Genomic DNA, 19,900 nt, shown 5'->3' on the forward strand with positions numbered 1-19,900 from the left:
CTGTAGCAGCTGGCGAAGCCTGCGTTCGACCGCGCCTCCTTCAGTGAGACCTCATGAACCACAGCATCGACCAAAGTCATCGCGACACGGACCTGTTCGGTCTGCTGTACGGTTTCAGTTTTCGCCCCGGCGAGCGCGGCCGGGAGCTCGACTCGGCCAAGGCATTGCAGTGCCTGCAACAACCGGGCGACAACGACGAATTTCTCTGGCTGCACCTGAATCTGGCCCACGCCGCCTGCGAACGCTGGATGAAAAGCCATCTGGAATTGCCCGACGAATTTTTCGAAGCGCTGCATGAGGGTTCGCGTTCGACGCGCATCGAGCACGTGGATTCGGCGTTGCTGGCGGTGGTCAACGACGTGGTGTTCAACCTCAGCAGCATGGTTTCGTCAGATGTCTCGACGCTGTGGGTCTGCGCCCGCAGTCGGCTGATCGTCAGCGCGCGACTGCAACCGCTGCACTCAGTGGACAAGCTGCGCTCGTCGGTGAAGGCCGGAGAATGCTTTCGCTCGCCACTGGAATTGCTGGTGCATCTGCTGCGTGATCAGGGTGAAGTGCTGACCCAGATCGTGCGCAAGACCAGCCTCAGTGTCGATCAGATTGAAGATGAGTTGCTGTCCTCGCGGCTGTCGACCAACCGCGCTGAGCTGGGTGCCAACCGACGGGTGCTGGTGCGCCTGCAACGCTTGTTGGCGCTGGAACCGGGCTCGTTGCTGCGCCTGCTTAATCGCCCGCCGCAGTGGCTGCAGAAGGAAGACGTGAAGGAGCTGCGCAAGTCCACCGAGGAGTTCGCGCTGATCATCAACGACCTCACGGCGCTGGGCGAACGGATCAAGCTGTTGCAGGAAGAAATCGCCGCCAACCTAAACGAACAGAGCAACCGCACGCTGTTCACCCTGACCGTGGTCACGGTGCTGGCCTTGCCTATCAACATCATCGCCGGTTTCTTTGGGATGAACGTCGGTGGGGTGCCGCTTTCCGGCGACCCGGAAGGGTTCTGGATTCTGGTGGCATTGGTCGCGACGTTTACCGTGATCGCCGGGCGTTGGGCGTTTCGCAAGCGACAGGATTATTAAGATCAAAAGATCGCAGCCTCGTTTCACTCGACAGCTCCTACAGGGTTGCGCATTCCAAATGTAGGAGCTGTCGAGTGAAACGAGGCTGCGATCTTTTGATTCTGCCTTTAAACCCCCCCAAACACTGACCCAGCGCAGCCTCTCTGTAACATTCAGCAACGATCATGGGCGACATTCCTTCTCCCCTCAGGATTGTCCGTCATGGCTACTCCTTCCTTCACCGCCGCCCAGGCGCCCACCAGTAGCGCAAAACCGCAACTCGATAAAAAGCCCAGCCTGTTGACCATCGTGATTTTCTTCGCTGTGCTGGGCAGCGGGCTGTTGTTCACCGCCTACAGCCTGATGCACGACATGAATGAACTCGGCACCGTGGTGACCACCTGGACGCCGTTTCTGCTGTTGGGCGTGGCGCTGCTGATTGCCCTCGGCTTTGAATTCGTCAACGGTTTCCACGACACCGCCAACGCCGTGGCCACGGTGATTTACACCAACTCCTTGCCACCGAATTTCGCGGTGGCCTGGTCCGGGTTCTTCAACTTCCTTGGGGTGCTGCTGTCCAGCGGCGCGGTGGCGTTCGGCATCATCGCCCTGCTGCCGGTGGAGCTGATTCTGCAAGTCGGTTCCTCCGCCGGTTTCGCGATGATCTTCGCCCTGTTGATCGCCGCGATCCTGTGGAACCTCGGCACCTGGTGGCTGGGCTTGCCGGCGTCTTCGTCGCACACCCTGATCGGCTCGATCATCGGCGTCGGCGTGGCCAATGCCCTGATGCACGGTCGCGACGGCACCAGCGGTGTGGACTGGGCGCAGGCAACCAAAGTCGGTTATGCGCTGTTGCTGTCGCCGCTGATCGGCTTCGTGTTTGCCGCGCTGTTGCTGCTGGCCTTGCGTGCTTTCGTGAAGAATCGTGCGCTGTACAAAGCGCCGAAGGGCGACACTCCGCCACCGTGGTGGATTCGCGGCATGTTGATCCTGACCTGCACCGGCGTGTCCTTCGCCCACGGTTCCAACGACGGTCAGAAAGGCATGGGCCTGATCATGCTGATTCTGGTCGGCACCCTGCCGATGGCTTACGCGCTGAACCGCACCATGCCGGCGGACCAGGCGCTGCAGTTTGCCGCCGTGGCCGAAGTCACCCAGCAAGCGCTGGTCAAGAGTTCGCCGCTGCCGGCGCCCGCCGATCCTCGCGCGATACTGTCCGAATACATGCGCAGCAAGGAAACCTCACCACAACTGATCCCTGCCCTCGCCGCGCTGACCGGCAATATCGGGAACGAAGTGAAGGGCTACGGCTCGCTCGCAAAGGTCCCGGCCGAGGCCATGGGCAACGTGCGTAACGACATGTACCTGACCAGCGAAACCATTCGCCTGATGGACAAAAACAAGGTTGGCAACTTCGACGCCGATACCAACGGCAAGCTGCAACTGTTCAAGCAGCAGATCGACAACGCCACGCGGTTCATTCCGCTGTGGGTGAAAATCGCGGTGGCCATCGCCCTGGGCCTGGGCACGATGGTCGGCTGGAAACGCATCGTGGTGACGGTCGGCGAGAAGATCGGCAAGACCCACCTGACGTATGCGCAAGGCGCCTCGGCGGAAACCGTCGCGATGCTGACCATCGGTGCGGCGGACATGTTCGGCCTGCCGGTGTCGACCACTCACGTACTGTCTTCAGGGGTGGCCGGGACCATGGTCGCCAACGGCGGCGGCTTGCAGATGAAGACCATCCGCAACCTGCTGATGGCCTGGGTGCTGACCTTGCCGGCGGCGATTCTGTTGTCGGGCAGTTTGTATTGGCTCTTCACCCAACTGTTCTGATACTCAGCAGTATCTGTGGGAGCGAGCTCGCTCCCACAGGTTATGTATTATTTTTCAAGTGGTGGATTGTTTTTGTAAGCGCCATCAAGATCTTTGGCTTTTATCCCGAGACGGTCTGGCGCATCACTACCCGCTCCCGTACCACGTCATACGTCCAGTGGTAGACGTAGGTGTACGGCAGGAAAAACAGCAACACGCCGATGTCCAGCACGAACGCTTGCCACAGGCTGACCTTCAGCCACCAGGCAATCAACGGCACACCCACCGCGACCAGACCGCCTTCGAACAACAGCGCATGGACAACACGTACCCACGCGTTGTGCACGAGGTTGTAGTGTTTGAGCGCACGGTCGAACAATCCGTTGAAGACCACGTTCCAGCCCAGGGCAAGTGCCGCGATAGCCATGGTCACGACGCCCATGTCGAGCATCGGTTTGTCCATGATCCACGCCAGCAACGGGGTACAGATCAGGATGGCCAGCAATTCGAAACCGATGGCCTGGAAAATACGTTCAGTGATGGATTTGTTGGCGCTCATGGCCAGACTCCTCTGAGTGACTGTGGTTGCCATGATCCTTCTTCACACCGATACTTCATAACCAATAACCATCGATCAAGGCGATAGTTCATGGCCTCTCAAGAAGTGTTGCAGGCCTTCGTTCAGGCAGCGACTCAAGGCTCGTTTTCCGCCGCTGCGCGCAAACTGGGCCGCAGTCAGTCGACCATCAGCGCCGCCGTGGCCAGCCTTGAAATCGACTTGAACCTGACGCTGTTCGACCGCAGCAGCCGCAAACCGAGCCTGACCCCGGCCGGCCACGTGATGCTGCAACGGGCCGAGGACATTCTGGCCGCCACCAGTCGGCTGGAAATGACCGCCAGCCAACTGTCCCAAGGGGTCGAGCCAAAACTGACCGTGGCGATTTCCGACACGTATCAGTCCGACCGATTCGAAGCGGCGCTCAGCGCTTTCGAGCAGCGCTATCCGGATCTGGAACTTGAATGCCTGATCGCTGAATGCGATGACCTGGTGGCCTTGGTGCAACGAGGTCGGGCGCATGTGGCCTTCGCCGAGAAACAAGACAGTTACCCCCCGGACCTGGTCAGTTCGACTGTGGAAGAGCGGACCGAGATTGCTCTGTTCGTGTCCCGCGAGCATCCGTTGGCGGCGCTGAGCCACATCGATCAAGACGTGTTGCAACAACACCGGGAGCTGCGTCTGGCGACGATCGTCAATCCGTATGAAAGCCGTGCGAAGGGGCGCGTCTGGTCGGCGCCGAGTTATCTGATGCTGCTGGAAATGGCCCAGGGCGGATTCGGCTGGGCGCCGTTGCCCCGGTGGTTGGTGGAGCGGTTTGGGCCAGGGACGTTGCAGGAACTGGACGTGCGCGGCTGGCCGAAACCGGTGTTCGTCGATGCACTGTGGTCGCGGCTGCATCCGCCAGGGCCGGCGGGGAGTTGGTTATTGAGCAAGATGCTGGAATAGCGGTGCTGCCATCGCGAGCAAGCTCGCTCCCACAGGATTTGCGCTAAACCTGTGGGAGCGGGCTTGCTCGCGAAGAGGCCCGCAAGATCACATCACTTCAGCTCCCGCAACCGGGCCTCGATAAACCGCCGTTCCGGTACTTGCTGCGTCAACTCAAGCGCCCGCTCATAAGCCGCCCGCGCCTCATCTACCCTCCCCAACTGCCGACAAAACTCCGCCCGCGCCGCGTGCGCCAAGTGGTAATCCAGCAAATCACCCCGCGCCAGAATCCCTTCAATCAACGTCAGCCCCGCCAGCGGTCCATCCCGCTTGGAGATCGCCGCCGCACGGTTCAATTCGATCACTGGCGAAGGCGCCGCCCGCAACAGCACGTCATACAGACCCACAATCTCCAGCCAGTCCGTTTCCGCCGCCGTGGGCGCTTCGGCATGCGACGCCGCTATCGCCGCTTGCAGGCAGTAAGGCCCGAAGCGTCGGGTTATCAGTGCACGCTCCACCAGTGCGCAACCTTCAGCGATCATTTCGGCGTCCCACAACGAACGGTCCTGCTCATCCAGCACGATCAACTCCCCGCTCGCCGACGTCCGGGCCGGGCGTCGAGACTCGTGCAGCAACATCAGCGCCAGCAGCCCCATCACCTCGGGCTCGGGCAGCAGCTCCATCAACAGACGACCGAGTCGAATCGCCTCGCGGGTCAAATCCTCACGGGTCAGCTCCGCGCCCATGGACGCGGAATAGCCTTCGTTGAACACCAGGTAAATCACCCGCAGCACGCTGTCCAGGCGCTCGGGCAACTCCGCCAGGGTTGGCACTTGATAAGGAATTTTTGCGTCACGGATTTTCGCCTTGGCACGCACGATGCGCTGGGCGATGGTCGCTGGCGCCGACAGAAACGCCCGGGCGATTTCTTCCGTGGTCAAGTCGCAGACTTCCCGTAGCGTCAGCGGCACCTGGGCGTCCGCCGCAAGTGCCGGGTGACAACAGGTGAAGATCAGGCGCAGGCGATCGTCTTCCACGTCTTCGTCACTCCAGTCGGCCTGCTCCAGCGCCTCCAGTTGAGCGATCAACATCGGTTGCGACGCGATGAAGCGTGCTCGCCGCCGCAACACATCGATGGCCTTGAAGCGCCCCGTGGACACGAGCCAGGTACGCGGATTGTCCGGCACACCGTCACGCTGCCAGCGCTCGACCGCGACGAAAAACGCCTCGTGCAAGGCTTCTTCGGCGAGGTCGAAATCGCCGAGCAAACGGATCAGGGTCGCCAGAATCCGCCGTGACTCTTCGCGGTAAACCTGCTCGACCCGCGTCCGTACCGACTCGGCCGACATCAGGCGCCGGGATTCAACTGACGAACGGGACGCACCTCGACACAGCCGACCCGGGCCGCCGGGATGTTGCCGGCGACCTGGATAGCTTCATTGAGGTCCTTGGCATCGATCAGGTAGAAGCCGGCCAATTGCTCCTTGGTTTCGGCGAACGGGCCGTCGGTGATCGACATTTTCCCGTTGCGCATACGCACGGTCGTCGCGGTCTGCACCGACTCCAGCGCCTCGGCGGCGACCATTCGGCCGCTGCCCTGGATCGCCTCGGCGTAGGCCATGCATTCAGCGTCATTCGGGCTTTCGGGCAGCGAGTGCAACTCGTGCTCGTTGCTGTAGACCAGGCATAAATACTTCATGGGGCTCTCCTGAATCGAACGGATCAACTATGGCTGCTGATTGACGCTTTCGCGACATTCCCGACGAATCGGCCTGACGCTCAGGGTTCCAGGTTGAACAACACCGTGCCGCTCATCATGTCGAACGGGGCCGACCAGTGTTCGTGGACGATGCGCCATTGCCCATCGTCGCGCCGATAGCAGGCGGTCACGCGCATCCAGCAGGCCTGGGTTTCGCCCTTCTCGTTGGTGCCGCCGCAATGGGCCAGCCAATGGGCGAAGGCGATGTGTTCGTCTGCCACGATGTTCATATGGTCGAAGTCGAACTTGTGCTCGCCCTGGCACATTTCCATGCATTCCTGCCAATGCGCGCGGTAGGCGGCCTTGCCCCGAAATTGCAGGGCCTTGACCGCGTCGTAGGAGACGATGTCCTCGGCATACAGGGGCATGAGTTTCTCGACATCCTTGGCGATGACCGCCTGACGATAGGTGTCGATCAAGGTCTGGATTTCGTGGGTAGCGTTCATGGTGGTTCTCCGTGGTTTTTGTTGTGAAGACACCCTTAGTCGTCTGGCGAAAAGCCAAATCGACAGTCCAAATAAAAATAATCCATGGACGCAAACTCGTTAGAATCCGAAACACATTTTGTTGGAAAAAGGACACTCCAGTGACAGCCCGACTCGTGCCTTACGAAAACCTGAATGCGCTCCAGCGCCAGCAGGTCGAGGCCATTGAAGTTCACAAAGAACAAATCAAATTCTCCGGCGACATTCACGGTGCGTTGCACACCTTGCTGTCCAAACCCGGCCCCGGCGTCAAAGGATTTGCGCTACTGGTCGAGGAGGTTCCCGTGGCCTTTCTGCTGCTCAAGCGCCCGCCCGTATTGCCAGCGTGGGCCGATGAACACAGCGCCACCCTTCACGCACTGCAAGTCGATCATCGGGCTCAGGGCAAAGGCTATGGCAAGGCCTGTCTGCAAGCCCTGCCCGACGTGGCGCGTCAGGCGTTTCCTGAAATAAAGGGGCTGGAGTTGTCGGTGGATGCGGATAACGCATCGGCCATCGCGCTCTACGCAAAATTCGGCTGGGTCGACAGCGGCGAAGCCTACAGAGGCCGGATCGGTTACGAACGGCGCATGGGGCTGGTTTTCTGAGGTAGTTATGCTCAACAGCATCGAAGAACTGGAAGCGCTCTACGGCCAGCCCCACGACCGTGCCGTGCGCAAGCAAATCCCTTTTTTGAACGAGGATTATCAGGCGATGGTCCGCGCCTCGCCGCTGGTGATCGTCAGCTCGGTGGGGCCTGACGGGATGGACGGTTCGCCGCGGGGTGACACGCCGGGTTTCGTGCGAATCATTGATGAGCGCACCCTGGCGATCCCGGATCGGCCGGGCAACAACCGCATCGACACGCTGCGTAACGTCGTGCTCGATTCGCGGGTGTCGCTGTTGTTCATCATTCCCGGGATTGGCGAAACGTTGCGGATTAACGGCACGGCACAGATCAGCGCCGAACCTGGGTTGCTGGAGAGCTTCGCGGTGAACGGCAAACCGGCGCGCACGGTGATGCTGGTGACGGTGGTAGCGGCATACTTCCACTGCTCCAAGGCCATCGTTCGTTCGGATTTATGGAACCCTGAGAAGCACCTCGAACGCTCTGCCCTGCCGACGGCGGGTGCGTTTCACAAGCGATTGAACGATGGGCAGTTCGATGCCGAGACGTATGACCGGGAAGCGCCGGCCAGAGTGCGAGACAGCCTCTACTGACAAATCCCACCCCCTTGTAGGAGCTGCCGAAGGCTGCGATCTTTTGATCTTGATCTTCAAAAGCAAGATCAAAAGATCGCAGCCTTCGGCAGCTCCCACAGGGACGCTGTTTACAATGCCAACGTCATCTCATGCCACGCCATCCCGCCATGATCAGACGCTGAAGGCTTGATGTAGGCAAAGCCAAACCCGGCATACAGGGGAATGTGCCGTTCCTTGCACATCAGATGGATGTGGGTCTTGCCCAACGCGCGCATCCGCTCGATGAACTCGCCCATCAACCGTTTCGCCAGCCCCTGCCCCTGATAATCCGGGTGCACCACCACCGACATGATGACCACATGCGGGCCGGCCGGGTCGTGGCCGATCAGTTCCTTGAACGCCTCGTCTGACATTTCTACCTGAAACGCCGCACCGGAATTGATGAAACCGGCTACGACGCCGTCGACTTCGGCCACGATGAAACCTTCGGGCCAGGTGGCAATGCGGGTGGCGATTTTTTCGCGGGTGGCGGCTTCGTCGCCTTCGTAGGCAACGGTTTCGATGGCGTAGCAGCGGTCCAGATCAGCAGGCAGGACGTTTCGGATGACAGGGTTCGACGAGTTCATGGCGCAGCGCAGACCTTGGGGCAAGTGAGATGACAGGATAACGCTCGCCGATTCTAGCAATACTTGCTTGCTCTCGAACGCCCGATAACCACCTCTCGTATGAAGTGCATAGGGTTCAAGGACAGCGCCGTAAAGCTTTCATATAACCGCTACCCAAGGCCCCGGGTTCGTATTATCTATCTGTGTCTCGACGATTAATGACGCCCAGCCACGGCAGGTTGAGCGCTCCTCGTCCCACCCACAGGACTTTGATCATGAGCACGACTCAAATCGGCCTACTCGTGTTGTTCAGCATTTCTTCGTTCGGTTTCATCACGCTGTACATCGACTTCCTGCACGAGCGCCGGATCAAGAAAGACAAGTGAGCGACACACGGCCAGGCGCTGCAGCCAGCGCCCGCCGTGCTTTACAGCCCCACCAGGCGATAACCCACCTGCAATTCGGTGATGAAATGCTGCGGCTGGGCCGCATCGGCCTCCAGTTTTTGCCGCAAGTGCGCCATGTGCACCCGCAAATAGTGAGCACGATCGACGTAATCCAGGCCCCACACTTCCAACAGTAGCTGGCGATGGGTCATGACCCGGCCTTGTCCGCGAATCAGCGCGCAAAGCAAGCGATACTCGATGGGTGTCAGATGGACCGATTGGCCCTCGCGCCGGACCTCGTGCGTGGCCAGATCCACTTCGATCATGCCAAATGTTACCTTGCTGGTGACCGCGGCGGTCCCGCTCTGCACATGCCGACGTAACTGGGCGCGAATACGCGCGAGTAACTCGGGCACGCCGAAGGGCTTGACCAGATAATCGTCCGCCCCCGCATCCAGTGCCGCCACTTTTTCCTCTTCACGATCACGGGCCGACAGCACCAGAATCGGCACCGTCATCCAGCCCCGCAACTCACTGATCAATTGTTTTCCATCACCGTCGGGCAAGCCCAGATCGACAATCACCAGATCCGGTTGACGGCTGGCGGCGTGGATCAGGGCGCGTTTGACGTTGTCGGCCTCGAACACCTGAAAACCTTCGTCCTGCAGCGCGATACCGACGAAACGGCGGATGTTGGCCTCGTCCTCGACAATGAGGATGCGTGCACTGGTCATAGCGATTCCATGGAAGGTGGATGACCCGCCGGTAGAGTAATGACAAAGCGGATGCCCGAGATGGCCTGAGGCTGAGCCTCGATCGTTGCGCCATGGGCCTGGACAATCCGTTTTGCCAACGCCAGCCCAAGGCCGATGCCGGCAACGGCCGACTCCTGCTGACCCCGGGTGAACGGTTCGAACAAGCTCTGAGGCGTGCTGCCCTGAGGACAACCGGGACCGGCGTCGATCACCTCCAGCACAATGCTGTCCTCCTCTTGCCGAGCCACAACCTGCACCAGCGTTCCGGCCGGGGTGTACTTGGCAGCGTTGTCCAGCAGGTTGACCAGCACGCGCTCGATCAACAGCGCATCGACTTCCACCAACGGCAACAGCGGCGACAGGGCGGTGCGCACCACATGCCGCGCCAATGGCTCGCGCAGTTGACGCAAAGCACTGCCGACAATTTCCTCCAGTGAGTGCCATTGCCGGTTGAGGCGCACACCGCGTTCCTGCATGCGGGCCATGTCCAACAGGTTTTCGATCAACCGCTGCATGGAGCTGGCCTGATCGCGAATACCGCCCAGCAACTGGGTCAGCGGTCCGGGCGGCGCATGGGGCGCTGCTGCGTCTGCCGCGCCGATGATGGTGGTCAGCGGCGTGCGCAGGTCATGAGAGATCGCGGCCAGCAGGGTATTGCGCATGCGCTCGCCCTCCATCTGCACCAGGGTGCTTTGCGCCACTTCGACGAAGTGCACCCGTTCCAGCGCTATCGCCAGTTGGCTCATGCAGGCCTCGAGCAAGCGCTGCTCTTCAGGCCCGTTCAACCGCTCGGGCTCAGCCAGCGCGAGCACCAACACTCCGCGCACGCGCATTGGCGCCTTCAACGGCAAATACCGGCCCTGAGCGGCGGCCAACGTATCGGTGCCCTGGCCGGCGGGCTGGCCATGGTCGTAAACCCATTGAGCAATGTTTTCATCGATCGCAAATGCACCCGCGCCACGAGCGTGGACACTGTCGGCGGCGTCCGGCAGTGTCAGCCCGACCCGCGCTTCAAATACGCCGCTGAAGGTGCGTAGCGCCACCTCCGTGATCTGCTCCACTGTCAGCGCCGCCGACAAGTCGCGAGCCAACCTGGCCAACGAAGTCGCGCGCCGTTCACGGCTGGCAGCGGTGCGGGCTTCATGACGCAAGCGTGCCGTGAGCTGCCCGGTGATCAACGCAATACCCAGCATCAGGGCGAAGGTAAAGAAGTACTGGGTGTCGTTGACCGTAAACGACCAGCGTGGCTGGACGAAAAAGAAATCAAAACACAGCACCGCCAGCATCGCCGCCCAGACACCTGGCCCTCGCCCAAAGCGCAAGGCGACCAGCACCACCGTGAGCAAAAACAGCATGACCACGTTGGCCAGGTCAAACACCTGCAACAGCAACGCGGCCACCGCCGTGGCGGCAAAACAGGCCAGGCTGGCCCACAGATAAGCCGGAACCCTGCTGGGCGGCAGCGCTGTATCTGTATTCACCGCCACCGCAACCACGATAGGCAGTGGGCCATGGGCGATGACAATCTGATCGATCTCGGGATGGCGACGGCTGATGCGGTCACTGACCGACTGGTGCCAAAACTGCCAGACCTTGCGCGGGTAATGCCCGAGCACCAGCCGGTTGGCGTTGTGCTCACGAGCAAACGCCACCAAAGCCTCGGCCACGTCCATGCCCGACAGCGTGGCCGTGTCGGCACCGAATTCGGCGGCCAGCGCCAAGGTCTTCATGGCGGCGGCATAGCGGTGCGCACCCGCGCCACGTCGCTGCACCGAAGGCACATGAACGACAATCCAGTCCGCCTCAAGTTTTTGTGCCAGACGCGCCGCTTCACGAACCAGACGTTCATCCGAAGGGTGCCCTGCCACGCCAACCAGTAAACGCTCGCGCGCGGGCCAAAGGGAGTTGATGGACCGCTCGCGGCGATAGTCGCGCATCTGTGCATCGACGCGATCAGCGGTACGCCGCAACGCCAGCTCGCGCAAGGCCAGCAAGTTGCCCTTGCGAAAGAAATGCCGGGACGCGCGTTCGGCCTGGGGCGGCAGGTAGACCTTGCCTTCCTTGAGACGGCGCAGCAGGTCATCGGGTGGCAGGTCGATCACCACCACTTCATGGGCACCGTCGAACAGATGGTCGGGCACGGTCTCGCGCACCCGGATGCCGATGATCCCGCTGACGATATCGTTGAGACTTTCCAGGTGCTGGACATTGAGGGTGGTCCAGACGTCGATGCCGGCGCGCAGCAGTTCTTCGACATCCTGCCAGCGCTTGGGGTGACGCGAACCGGGAACATTGCTGTGGGCCAGTTCATCCACCAGCAGCACCGCCGGACGCCGCGCCAGCGCGGCATCCAGATCGAACTCGCTGAGGGCACACTCGCGATGCATCACGTTGTATCGCGGCAGCAATTCCAGGCCCGCGAGCAGTTCGGCGGTTTCCCGGCGGCCATGGGTTTCTATCACGCCAGCCACCAGGTCACGGCCCAGGGTCACTTCGCGTTGGGCCGCGGTGAGCATCGCGCAGGTTTTCCCCACCCCGGCGTTGGAACCGAAATAGATGCGCAGTTTCCCACGCAGGGCGGCCTGTTCGTCCTGTTGCAGCTTCTCCAACAGCGCGTCGGGATCAGGGCGGCCGTCTCGTGAAGCGGTGAACGTATCAATAACGGGCATGGCAATCCTTTTGAACTGCACGGCGCCATACACGGCGCCGTGCAGTCAGTCCTTTCAAACCAGGCCGAGCCCGGCCAACAGCATGTCGATCACCTTGATCCCCGCGAACGGCACCAGCACGCCACCCAGGCCATAGATCAGCAGGTTGCGATTGAGCAACGCCGCCGCGCCGATGGCTCGGTAAGTCACGCCCTTGAGCGCCAGCGGGATCAGAAACACGATGATCAGGGCATTGAAGATCACCGCGCTGAGAATCGCCGAGTTCGGGCTGCTCAGGTGCATCACGTTCAGTGCGCCCAGTTGCGGGTAGGTCGCGACGAATGCGGCCGGTACGATAGCAAAATACTTGGCCACATCGTTGGCCACGCTGAAGGTGGTCAACGCGCCGCGCGTCATGAGCATCTGTTTACCGACTTCCACCACCTCGATCAGCTTGGTCGGGTTGCTGTCCAGATCAACCATGTTGCCCGCTTCCTTGGCGGCCTGAGTACCACTGTTCATGGCCACCGCCACGTCTGCCTGAGCCAGTGCCGGCGCATCGTTGGTGCCGTCTCCGGTCATGGCCACCAGCTTGCCCTGAGCCTGGTAGTCGCGGATCAGTTGCAGCTTGTCTTCCGGCCGAGCCTCGGCGAGAAAATCGTCAACCCCGGCTTCCACGGCAATCGCTGCCGCCGTCAGGCGGTTGTCGCCGGTGATCATGACTGTCTTGATCCCCATGCGCCGCAGTTCGGCAAAGCGCTCCTTGATACCACCCTTGACCACGTCCTTGAGCTCCACCACGCCCAAGGCCTGTTGGCCATCGCATACGACCAGCGGTGTACTGCCACGACGCGAGACTTCATCGACCCTGGCCTGCAACGCGGACGGGAAGCTGCCGCCCAGCGCCTCGATGTGCAGACGAATGGCATCTGCCGCACCCTTGCGGATGCTCCGGCCACCGGCCAGATCGACGCCGCTCATGCGGGTTTGCGCGGTGAAATGCACGAAGCTCGCACCCAGGGCATTGAGGTCCCGCGCCCGCAGGTCGAACTTCTGCTTGGCAAGCACCACGATACTGCGCCCCTCCGGCGTTTCGTCGGCCAGCGAGGCCAGTTGCGCAGCGTCGGCCAGTTCCGACTCCTTAACCCCGGGCGCCGGCAGGAAACTGCTGGCCTGGCGGTTACCCAGCGTGATGGTGCCGGTCTTGTCCAGCAGCAGGACGTCAACGTCGCCCGCCGCTTCCACGGCTCGCCCGGAGGTGGCAATGACGTTGGCCGACATCATCCGGCTCATGCCTGCCACACCGATCGCCGACAACAGACCGCCAATGGTCGTGGGGATCAGGCAAACCAGCAGCGCCACCAGTACCGTTGCGCTGACCACGTCGCCTCCGCTCATGGCCACCGCAAACATCGAGGATGGACCCAGGGTCACGATCACCAGCAGAAACAAAAATGTCAGGCCCACCAGCAGAATGTTCAGCGCCACCTCGTTGGGAGTCTTCTGGCGTTTCGCGGATTCGACCATGGAAATCATGCGATCCAGAAATGACTCGCCCGGGTTGACACTGATGCGCACCACCAGCCAGTCCGACAGCACTTTTGTCCCACCGGTTACCGATGAAAAGTCGCCGCCCGCCTCGCGAATCACCGGTGCCGATTCTCCGGTAATCGCGCTTTCATCAACCGACGCCACGCCTTCGATCACCACGCCATCGAGTGGCACAAGATCGCCAGCCTCGATCAACACCACATTGTCCTTGAGCAGTTCGCCGGAAGGCATCGGCATCCAGGCGGAGCCATGCCGGGGTTGCTTCAACAGCTTGGCCAGGGTCTGGCGCTTCATCCCGCGCAAGCTGGCCGCCTGGGCCCGGCTGCGCCCCTCGGCCAGGGCTTCGGCGAAGTTGGCGAACAGCACGGTGAACCACAGCCACAACGTGATGCTGAGAATGAAGCCACTGGGGGCTTCACCCTTGCCGCCCAGTGATTGAAACCACAACAGCGTGGTGAGAATACTGCCCAGGTACACCACAAACATCACCGGGTTCTTCCACTGCGCCTGGGGCAGCAACTTCTTGAAGGCATCCAGGCACGCCGTGAGCAACAACCCACGGTCGAACAAAGGCAAACGAGCTTGCTTACTCATGGTTGTTTCTCTTACTCACTGGCCGCAAGGGGTGGCTGATGCGCAGGCGCCAGAGCATCCAGCGCGAGGTTGAGTTGCAGCACATTGACTCGGGGTTCGCCGAGCAGGCCGAAGGTGCGTTGTTCGGTGTGGGTATTCACCAGCTTCAACAGATCGGCTGGCGGCAGGTGGCGCAGACGTGCGACGCGCGCCGCCTGAATCTGTGCGTTGGCCACCGAAATGTGCGGATCCAGGCCTGAAGCCGACGAGGTGACCGCATCCACCGGCACCTGCGCATCTGCCGCCAGGCCGTTCTGCTTGCGGTAGGCTTCGACCCGCACGGCCACAGCATCGATCAACTTCTGGCTGGTAGGGCCAAGGTTGCTGGCGCCACTGGAACCTGCGTTATACGGCTGCGCCACGCTTTTGCTCGGGTCCAGAGGATCTGCGCCGAGGGTCATGCTCGCCCGTCCCTGGAAATACTCGGGGCGGGTAAAGTGCTGGCCGATCACCGCCGAACCGATCACCAACCCGTCCCGTTCAACCAGGCTGCCCTGGGCCTGAAACGGGAACAGCACGTTGGCCACCAGTGTGGTGAACAACGGATACGCCAACCCGGTCAGCAGCATGAAAAACGCCGCCGAAATCAGCACCGGGCGCAACAGGCCGGTAAACAGAAATTGCGTCTTGGTTTGTGTTTGTACTTGAGTCATCACAGCCCCCTTACTTGTAGGTCTGGCCAGACAGCAACTGCAGTTGCTCGACCAGCGGGCCGAGCGCGAGCGCCGGCAGGAAAGTCAGGCCGCCCACGACCAGCACCACGAACACCACCAGGAACATGAACAGCGGTGTGGCGGTCGGGATGGTGCCGGCACCGGCCGGGATGTTCTTTTTCATCGCCAAGGAACCGGCGACCGCGAGCATCGGCAACATGGTGAAGAAGCGTCCGAGCAACATGGCAAGACCGATTGTGGTGTTGAAGAACGGCGTATTGGCGTTCAATCCGGCGAACGCCGAACCGTTGTTGGCAGTGCCCGAGGTGTAGGCATAAAGCACCTCGCTGAAGCCATGGGGCCCCTGGTTGTTGAGACTGTTCAGGGTGTCCGGCCAGAGTGTCGCCAGGGCGGTGAAGCCGAGAATGCAGATGGGGTGCGCCAGCACCGAAAGCATGACCAGCTTGATCTCCCGTGCCTCGATCTTCTTGCCGAGGAATTCGGGACTGCGGCCGATCATCATCCCCACCAGAAACACCGTCAGCAGCGCGTACTGGATCAGGTTGATAAACCCCACTCCATCGCCACCGAACACGCAATTGAGCATCATCTGCGCCAACGGCACGAAGCCGCCCATGGGCGTCAGCGAGTCATGCATCGCGTTCACCGAACCGGTGGTTGCACCAGTGGTGGTGGTCACGAACAGGCTGGTGTCGGCAATCCCGAAGCGCAGCTCCTTGCCTTCCATGTTGCCGCCACTCTGAGTGGCCGACAGCACCTGGTCTGCGCCCACCCGGGTCAGCAGCGGGTTGCCACTTTGTTCAGCCGTGTAAACGATGCTCAGAAAGCCGACGAACATCACCAGGAACGTGCCAAAGAACACCCACCCCTGACGTCGACGCATCAGCATGCTGCCGAAGGTGTACGTCAGCGCCGACGGGATCAGCAGCATGCTGAGGATATGCAGCATGTTGGTCAGCGGAGTCGGGTTCTCGAACGGGTGTGCGGCGTTCATGCTGAAAAAGCCGCCGCCATTGGTGCCGATGTGTTTGATCGACTCGAAACTCGCCACCGCGCCGACGATCAATTGCTGCTGTGCACCTTCCAGAGTGGTGGCCAGTGCCTGGGAATTCAGGGTTTGCGGCATGCCTTGCCAGACATAAACCAGCGCCATACCAAAACACAGTGGCAGCATCACCCGGTACAGCGTTCGGGTGAAGTCCACCCAATAGTTTCCGATGTCAGCGGAATTCGACCGACTAAGGCCGCGAATGAAACCCGCCGCTGCCACAACGCCGGACGTTGCGCCGACGAACATCAGGAAGGTAATGACCGCCATCTGGCTGAAGTTGGACAGGCTGGTTTCACCTGAGTAAGCCTGCCAGTTGGTGTTGGTGATAAAAGACGCAGCGGTATTGAACGCCAGATCAGGGTTTTGCGCACTCAGCCCCAATGGGTTGAGCGGCATGAAACCTTGCAGGCGCAACACGATGTAACCCAGCAACATCATCGCCGCATTAGACAGCAGCAGGGCCAAGCCATAACGTGCCCAGCCCATCGTTTCGGCCGTATCGATCCCCAGCAGACGATAAGTAGCGCGCTCCGCCAAGGCATGTTTACGCCCGGTAAATACCAGCGTCAGCCACTTACCCATCAACACGGCGAGTCCGGTCATCAACCCGAGAATCACCGCAAATTCCAGCATAGTGCTCAACATGTCGATGCTCCGTTCAAATCTTGCCCATGGCGACGATGACCATGGCTGTCGCAGCAAAAAAAACCACGCTAACCCCCATAAAAATCAGGTCGTACATTGCCGATTTCCTTTCTCAAGACCGCCCTGGCGGGCTGATAAAAAAGCCTGTGCCGCAATGACTGCGGCCATCAAAACTTCTCTGCACGGATAAGGGCGTAACCCAGGTAGGCAAACAACAAGGCGGCACACAGGCCGCTGGCGATGTAAATGAACTCGAGTGTTAACAAGACAGCTCCCCCTGACAAAACGAAAGGACACCCGCAATCGGGTACCGGCTGAGAGCGTCAGTACAAAAAACGCACTGAATTCACGCTCTCATCTGCGCCTTGCAGGGTAAGTGAGGGGGTATCAAGGACGGACACTGATTGGGGGCAGCGGTATTAAGACGGCGTATAGAACGAGCGAAACGGAGGTTGTGTGTGGGGGATGCGAGGAGTCAACGACAGCCACGAACGGGCACGGTGAAGTGCCCGTCCCTGGCTCGGTTCATTACGGTTTGAGTGGTAGCCAGATTTCCAGCACACCGGTGTTGAGCTTCGGGTTGAAGTCTTCGCTGTAGCGTTCGAATTCCGGCGCGTCCGCTGCCTGATAACCGGACTGCGGCAGCCAGGTTTTCCAAATGTATTGGAAGGTTTGGGGCAACTGATCGAGAGAGCCTTTGTGCTCGAACACCGCGTAATGCTGAGGCTGGACCTCGACCCAACGGTATTTCTCGGGCAGGTCGTCGAGCTTGCTGATTTCAACGCCGGCGATGTACTCGAAACCACCCTTGCCATCCGGATTGCAGCAGATGCCGTAGGTCACTTCGTTTTTTTGACCGGGAATTTTGCCAATCTCGGGAATGAATTTCTCCCAGAGATCGGGAATGCCTTTAGTGGTGTCTGCGGTAAATCGTCCGCCAAGCCCTGCAATGAGCAGGAAGTGCCCGTGCTCGAAGCGTGGCTTGGCGGTGTCGACGCCTGTTTGCTCATCCATGACTCAACTCCTGGAACAAAAAAGTGGGTTCGGCTGGGAGTATAGAACCCAAACCGAATTCGCCCAGTTACAGTGCATGCAACGGCTCGACAGCACCTGCGCCGACGAACTCGTTATACCCCGATAGGATCACGTAGACCGCGAAATAGCAGAAGATCGCTGCCGATGCCATATAGGAGTAACGCAACAGTTTGTCGCCCAGCAACTTGCCACCGTGACTCGCGGCGAAGCACAAAGCCACGCACCAGAGCACCCCGGCGCAGAGAAATCCGCCGAGAAACAGCGCCGAACTAAGGGCGCCACCGCCACCGGAGCGAGCGATCAATGTGCCGCCCACCGCCGCGAACCAGAGAATGGCACTGGGAGACGACATGGCGAGGAAGATCCCGCGGAAAAACTCCTTCCGGTGAGAGTTCTGCCCCACCTCTGCTGTCTGCGCCAGCACCGCCTCATGGTGAATCGCCGAATAGATCATCTTCGCCGCGAAGTACACCAGCAGCGCTGAACCACCAATCCACAGCACCCAGCGCACAGTTTCGTATTGCAGCAAAACGGTCATCCCGGCCAAGGCCAGGACGGCGTAGATCAGGTCGCCGACACAGGTCCCCAAACCCAGCGCAAAGCCTTGAAAATAGCCACGTTGCATCGCCAACGTGATCATCGCGATGTTGGCCACGCCGATGTCCAGGCACAGCGAAAGGCTCAGCAAGAAGCCACTGGTAAATTCCATCAACCGATTTCCTTCGGACAAATTTGTTTACATAGTCGCTGGACAGTTTGCCACATCAGCCCTTACATTCCGCCACAGGTCACCGCAGTGACCAGCGTCGCTCGGACGGTTCCGGGCGCTCACGTTATCCGAGGCAACAATGGCCAACCCAGGTTCGCCGCGCCGCTTTGCGCGCATAGATCGACTCCCCCCTTACGTATTCAACATCACTGCCGAGCTGAAGATGGCCGCCCGTCGTCGTGGCGAAGACATCATCGACTTCAGCATGGGCAACCCTGATGGCCCTACTCCGCCGCACATCGTCGAAAAACTGGTGACCGTCGCCCAGCGCGAAGACACCCACGGTTATTCGACGTCCAAGGGCATTCCGCGTCTGCGCCGGGCGATTTCCAATTGGTACAAGGATCGCTACGAGGTCGACATCGACCCGGAAAGCGAAGCCATTGTCACCATCGGTTCCAAGGAAGGCCTGGCGCATTTGATGCTGGCCACCCTCGACCAGGGCGACACCGTTCTGGTGCCGAACCCGAGCTACCCGATTCACATTTACGGCGCCGTGATTGCCGGCGCCCAGGTGCGTTCGGTGCCGTTGATTCCGGGCGTGGACTTCTTCGCCGAACTGGAAAGCGCCATTCGCGGCTCGATCCCGAAACCGAAAATGATGATCCTCGGCTTCCCGTCGAACCCCACCGCCCAGTGCGTGGAGCTGGACTTCTTCGAGCGAGTGATCGCCCTCGCCAAGCAGTACGACGTGTTGGTGGTGCACGACCTGGCTTACGCCGACATCGTCTACGACGGCTGGAAAGCCCCGTCGATCATGCAAGTGCCGGGCGCCAAGGACATTGCGGTGGAGTTTTTCACCCTGTCCAAGAGCTACAACATGGCAGGCTGGCGCATCGGATTCATGGTCGGCAACGCCGAACTGGTCAACGCCCTGGCGCGGATCAAGAGCTACCACGACTACGGCACATTTACCCCGCTGCAAGTCGCGGCGATTGCGGCGCTGGAAGGTGATCAGCAGTGCGTCAAGGACATTGCCGAGCAGTATCGTCAGCGCCGTAACGTGCTGGTCAAAGGCCTGCATGAACTGGGCTGGATGGTCGAGAACCCGAAAGCGGCGATGTACGTCTGGGCGAAGATTCCCGAGGCGTATGCACACTTGGGCTCGCTGGAGTTCGCCAAGAAACTGCTGGCCGAGGCCAAGGTTTGCGTCTCGCCGGGCGTAGGGTTTGGTGAGTATGGGGACGATCACGTGCGCTTCGCGCTGATCGAAAACCAGGACCGGATTCGTCAGGCCATACGCGGGATTCGCGGGATGTTCCGGGCGGATGGGTTAATTAGCAAATCTTGATGCCCTGCACATAACACTGTGGGAGCGAGCCTGCTCGCGATGAGGGCTTAACATTCAACGAAGATGTTGAATGTAAGT

The 19,900-nt window shown here is 60.4% G+C and carries 19 protein-coding genes; 6 read left to right on the top strand and 13 right to left on the bottom strand.

Annotation, left to right across the window (positions count from 1 at the left end; all coding sequences use genetic code 11):
- Window positions 1-53: 53 nt before the first annotated feature.
- Window positions 54-1,076 carry a transporter gene (locus ACMXYJ_RS26680; RefSeq protein WP_008145929.1) on the top strand — a complete coding sequence of 341 codons (1,023 nt, stop codon included), beginning with the start codon at window positions 54-56 and terminating at the stop codon, window positions 1,074-1,076.
- A 201-nt stretch (window positions 1,077-1,277) separates the two neighbouring features.
- A complete protein-coding gene (locus ACMXYJ_RS26685; protein ID WP_415757566.1) occupies window positions 1,278-2,891 on the top strand; it encodes an inorganic phosphate transporter in 1,614 nt (537 codons plus the stop codon).
- 100 nt (window positions 2,892-2,991) lie between these two features.
- Here the strand turns inward: ACMXYJ_RS26685 and ACMXYJ_RS26690 are convergent, their stop codons facing one another.
- Window positions 2,992-3,429 (bottom strand): multidrug/biocide efflux PACE transporter, encoded by a 438-nt coding sequence (locus ACMXYJ_RS26690; RefSeq protein WP_415757567.1) that lies wholly within the window; start codon window positions 3,427-3,429, stop codon window positions 2,992-2,994.
- Window positions 3,430-3,519: 90 nt separating this feature from the next.
- Between ACMXYJ_RS26690 and ACMXYJ_RS26695 the strand changes: the two genes are divergently transcribed.
- A complete protein-coding gene (locus ACMXYJ_RS26695) occupies window positions 3,520-4,374 on the top strand; it encodes a LysR family transcriptional regulator (RefSeq protein ID WP_415757568.1) in 855 nt (284 codons plus the stop codon).
- A 92-nt stretch (window positions 4,375-4,466) separates the two neighbouring features.
- Here ACMXYJ_RS26695 and ACMXYJ_RS26700 read toward each other — a convergent pair whose 3' ends face one another.
- From ACMXYJ_RS26700 to ACMXYJ_RS26710, 3 genes are all read right to left on the bottom strand, one after another.
- Window positions 4,467-5,702, bottom strand: coding sequence for an RNA polymerase sigma factor (locus tag ACMXYJ_RS26700; protein WP_415757569.1), 1,236 nt, complete (start codon window positions 5,700-5,702; stop codon window positions 4,467-4,469).
- Window positions 5,702-6,052, bottom strand: coding sequence for a YciI family protein (locus tag ACMXYJ_RS26705; RefSeq protein ID WP_008151161.1), 351 nt, complete (start codon window positions 6,050-6,052; stop codon window positions 5,702-5,704). The genes ACMXYJ_RS26700 and ACMXYJ_RS26705 overlap by 1 nt, the downstream gene beginning before the upstream one ends.
- Before the next feature lie 80 nt (window positions 6,053-6,132).
- Window positions 6,133-6,558, bottom strand: a complete 426-nt coding sequence (locus tag ACMXYJ_RS26710; protein WP_415757570.1) for a YybH family protein — start codon at window positions 6,556-6,558, stop codon at window positions 6,133-6,135.
- Between the two features lie 140 nt (window positions 6,559-6,698).
- On the opposite strand from ACMXYJ_RS26710, the gene ACMXYJ_RS26715 reads away from it, so the two are divergent.
- Window positions 6,699-7,184, top strand: a complete 486-nt coding sequence (locus ACMXYJ_RS26715; RefSeq protein WP_415757571.1) for a GNAT family N-acetyltransferase — start codon at window positions 6,699-6,701, stop codon at window positions 7,182-7,184.
- Window positions 7,185-7,191: 7 nt separating this feature from the next.
- Window positions 7,192-7,797: a pyridoxamine 5'-phosphate oxidase family protein gene (locus tag ACMXYJ_RS26720; protein ID WP_415757572.1), complete on the top strand. Its 606-nt coding sequence runs from the start codon at window positions 7,192-7,194 to the stop codon at window positions 7,795-7,797.
- 110 nt (window positions 7,798-7,907) lie between these two features.
- Here ACMXYJ_RS26720 and ACMXYJ_RS26725 read toward each other — a convergent pair whose 3' ends face one another.
- The 9 genes from ACMXYJ_RS26725 to ACMXYJ_RS26765 form a co-directional block, all read right to left on the bottom strand.
- Window positions 7,908-8,405: a GNAT family N-acetyltransferase gene (locus ACMXYJ_RS26725; protein ID WP_415757573.1), complete on the bottom strand. Its 498-nt coding sequence runs from the start codon at window positions 8,403-8,405 to the stop codon at window positions 7,908-7,910.
- A gap of 406 nt (window positions 8,406-8,811) precedes the next feature.
- Window positions 8,812-9,504, bottom strand: coding sequence for a response regulator (locus ACMXYJ_RS26730; RefSeq protein WP_095130917.1), 693 nt, complete (start codon window positions 9,502-9,504; stop codon window positions 8,812-8,814).
- The gene (locus tag ACMXYJ_RS26735; protein WP_415757574.1) at window positions 9,501-12,194 is read right to left on the bottom strand and encodes a DUF4118 domain-containing protein; all 2,694 of its coding nucleotides are present in this window, start codon (window positions 12,192-12,194) and stop codon (window positions 9,501-9,503) included. The genes ACMXYJ_RS26730 and ACMXYJ_RS26735 overlap by 4 nt, the downstream gene beginning before the upstream one ends.
- Window positions 12,195-12,248: 54 nt before the next feature.
- On the bottom strand, window positions 12,249-14,318 hold the full coding sequence (gene kdpB, locus ACMXYJ_RS26740) for a potassium-transporting ATPase subunit KdpB (RefSeq protein ID WP_415757575.1): 2,070 nt from the start codon (window positions 14,316-14,318) through the stop codon (window positions 12,249-12,251).
- An 11-nt stretch (window positions 14,319-14,329) separates the two neighbouring features.
- Window positions 14,330-15,010, bottom strand: coding sequence for a K(+)-transporting ATPase subunit C (kdpC, locus tag ACMXYJ_RS26745; RefSeq protein ID WP_415757576.1), 681 nt, complete (start codon window positions 15,008-15,010; stop codon window positions 14,330-14,332).
- Window positions 15,011-15,020: 10 nt separating this feature from the next.
- Window positions 15,021-16,727, bottom strand: coding sequence for a potassium-transporting ATPase subunit KdpA (gene kdpA, locus ACMXYJ_RS26750; protein ID WP_415757577.1), 1,707 nt, complete (start codon window positions 16,725-16,727; stop codon window positions 15,021-15,023).
- A gap of 167 nt (window positions 16,728-16,894) precedes the next feature.
- Entirely contained in the window at window positions 16,895-16,993 is a 99-nt protein-coding gene (kdpF, locus tag ACMXYJ_RS26755) for a K(+)-transporting ATPase subunit F (protein ID WP_095130908.1), read from the bottom strand.
- Between the two features lie 262 nt (window positions 16,994-17,255).
- Window positions 17,256-17,741: a GyrI-like domain-containing protein gene (locus ACMXYJ_RS26760; RefSeq protein ID WP_415757578.1), complete on the bottom strand. Its 486-nt coding sequence runs from the start codon at window positions 17,739-17,741 to the stop codon at window positions 17,256-17,258.
- A gap of 67 nt (window positions 17,742-17,808) precedes the next feature.
- Window positions 17,809-18,471 (bottom strand): LysE family translocator, encoded by a 663-nt coding sequence (locus ACMXYJ_RS26765; RefSeq protein WP_415757579.1) that lies wholly within the window; start codon window positions 18,469-18,471, stop codon window positions 17,809-17,811.
- A gap of 139 nt (window positions 18,472-18,610) precedes the next feature.
- Here ACMXYJ_RS26765 and alaC point away from each other — a divergent pair, with 139 nt between their 5' ends.
- Window positions 18,611-19,822: an alanine transaminase gene (gene alaC, locus ACMXYJ_RS26770; protein ID WP_415757580.1), complete on the top strand. Its 1,212-nt coding sequence runs from the start codon at window positions 18,611-18,613 to the stop codon at window positions 19,820-19,822.
- Window positions 19,823-19,900 lie beyond the last annotated feature (78 nt).

Origin of the sequence: Pseudomonas arabinosi (assembly GCF_047758675.1) — a bacterium.
Classification (GTDB): domain Bacteria; phylum Pseudomonadota; class Gammaproteobacteria; order Pseudomonadales; family Pseudomonadaceae; genus Aquipseudomonas; species Aquipseudomonas arabinosi.

Coding starts and splice junctions, on each gene's coding strand:
- ACMXYJ_RS26680 (WP_008145929.1), top strand. CDS start 54: ATGAACCACAGCATCGACCAAAGTCATCGCGACACGGACCTGTTCGGT.
- ACMXYJ_RS26685 (WP_415757566.1), top strand. CDS start 1,278: ATGGCTACTCCTTCCTTCACCGCCGCCCAGGCGCCCACCAGTAGCGCA.
- ACMXYJ_RS26690 (WP_415757567.1), bottom strand. CDS start 3,429: ATGAGCGCCAACAAATCCATCACTGAACGTATTTTCCAGGCCATCGGT.
- ACMXYJ_RS26695 (WP_415757568.1), top strand. CDS start 3,520: ATGGCCTCTCAAGAAGTGTTGCAGGCCTTCGTTCAGGCAGCGACTCAA.
- ACMXYJ_RS26700 (WP_415757569.1), bottom strand. CDS start 5,702: ATGTCGGCCGAGTCGGTACGGACGCGGGTCGAGCAGGTTTACCGCGAA.
- ACMXYJ_RS26705 (WP_008151161.1), bottom strand. CDS start 6,052: ATGAAGTATTTATGCCTGGTCTACAGCAACGAGCACGAGTTGCACTCG.
- ACMXYJ_RS26710 (WP_415757570.1), bottom strand. CDS start 6,558: ATGAACGCTACCCACGAAATCCAGACCTTGATCGACACCTATCGTCAG.
- ACMXYJ_RS26720 (WP_415757572.1), top strand. CDS start 7,192: ATGCTCAACAGCATCGAAGAACTGGAAGCGCTCTACGGCCAGCCCCAC.
- ACMXYJ_RS26725 (WP_415757573.1), bottom strand. CDS start 8,405: ATGAACTCGTCGAACCCTGTCATCCGAAACGTCCTGCCTGCTGATCTG.
- ACMXYJ_RS26730 (WP_095130917.1), bottom strand. CDS start 9,504: ATGACCAGTGCACGCATCCTCATTGTCGAGGACGAGGCCAACATCCGC.
- ACMXYJ_RS26735 (WP_415757574.1), bottom strand. CDS start 12,194: ATGCCCGTTATTGATACGTTCACCGCTTCACGAGACGGCCGCCCTGAT.
- kdpB (WP_415757575.1), bottom strand. CDS start 14,318: ATGAGTAAGCAAGCTCGTTTGCCTTTGTTCGACCGTGGGTTGTTGCTC.
- kdpC (WP_415757576.1), bottom strand. CDS start 15,010: ATGACTCAAGTACAAACACAAACCAAGACGCAATTTCTGTTTACCGGC.
- kdpA (WP_415757577.1), bottom strand. CDS start 16,727: ATGTTGAGCACTATGCTGGAATTTGCGGTGATTCTCGGGTTGATGACC.
- ACMXYJ_RS26760 (WP_415757578.1), bottom strand. CDS start 17,741: ATGGATGAGCAAACAGGCGTCGACACCGCCAAGCCACGCTTCGAGCAC.
- ACMXYJ_RS26765 (WP_415757579.1), bottom strand. CDS start 18,471: ATGGAATTTACCAGTGGCTTCTTGCTGAGCCTTTCGCTGTGCCTGGAC.
- alaC (WP_415757580.1), top strand. CDS start 18,611: ATGGCCAACCCAGGTTCGCCGCGCCGCTTTGCGCGCATAGATCGACTC.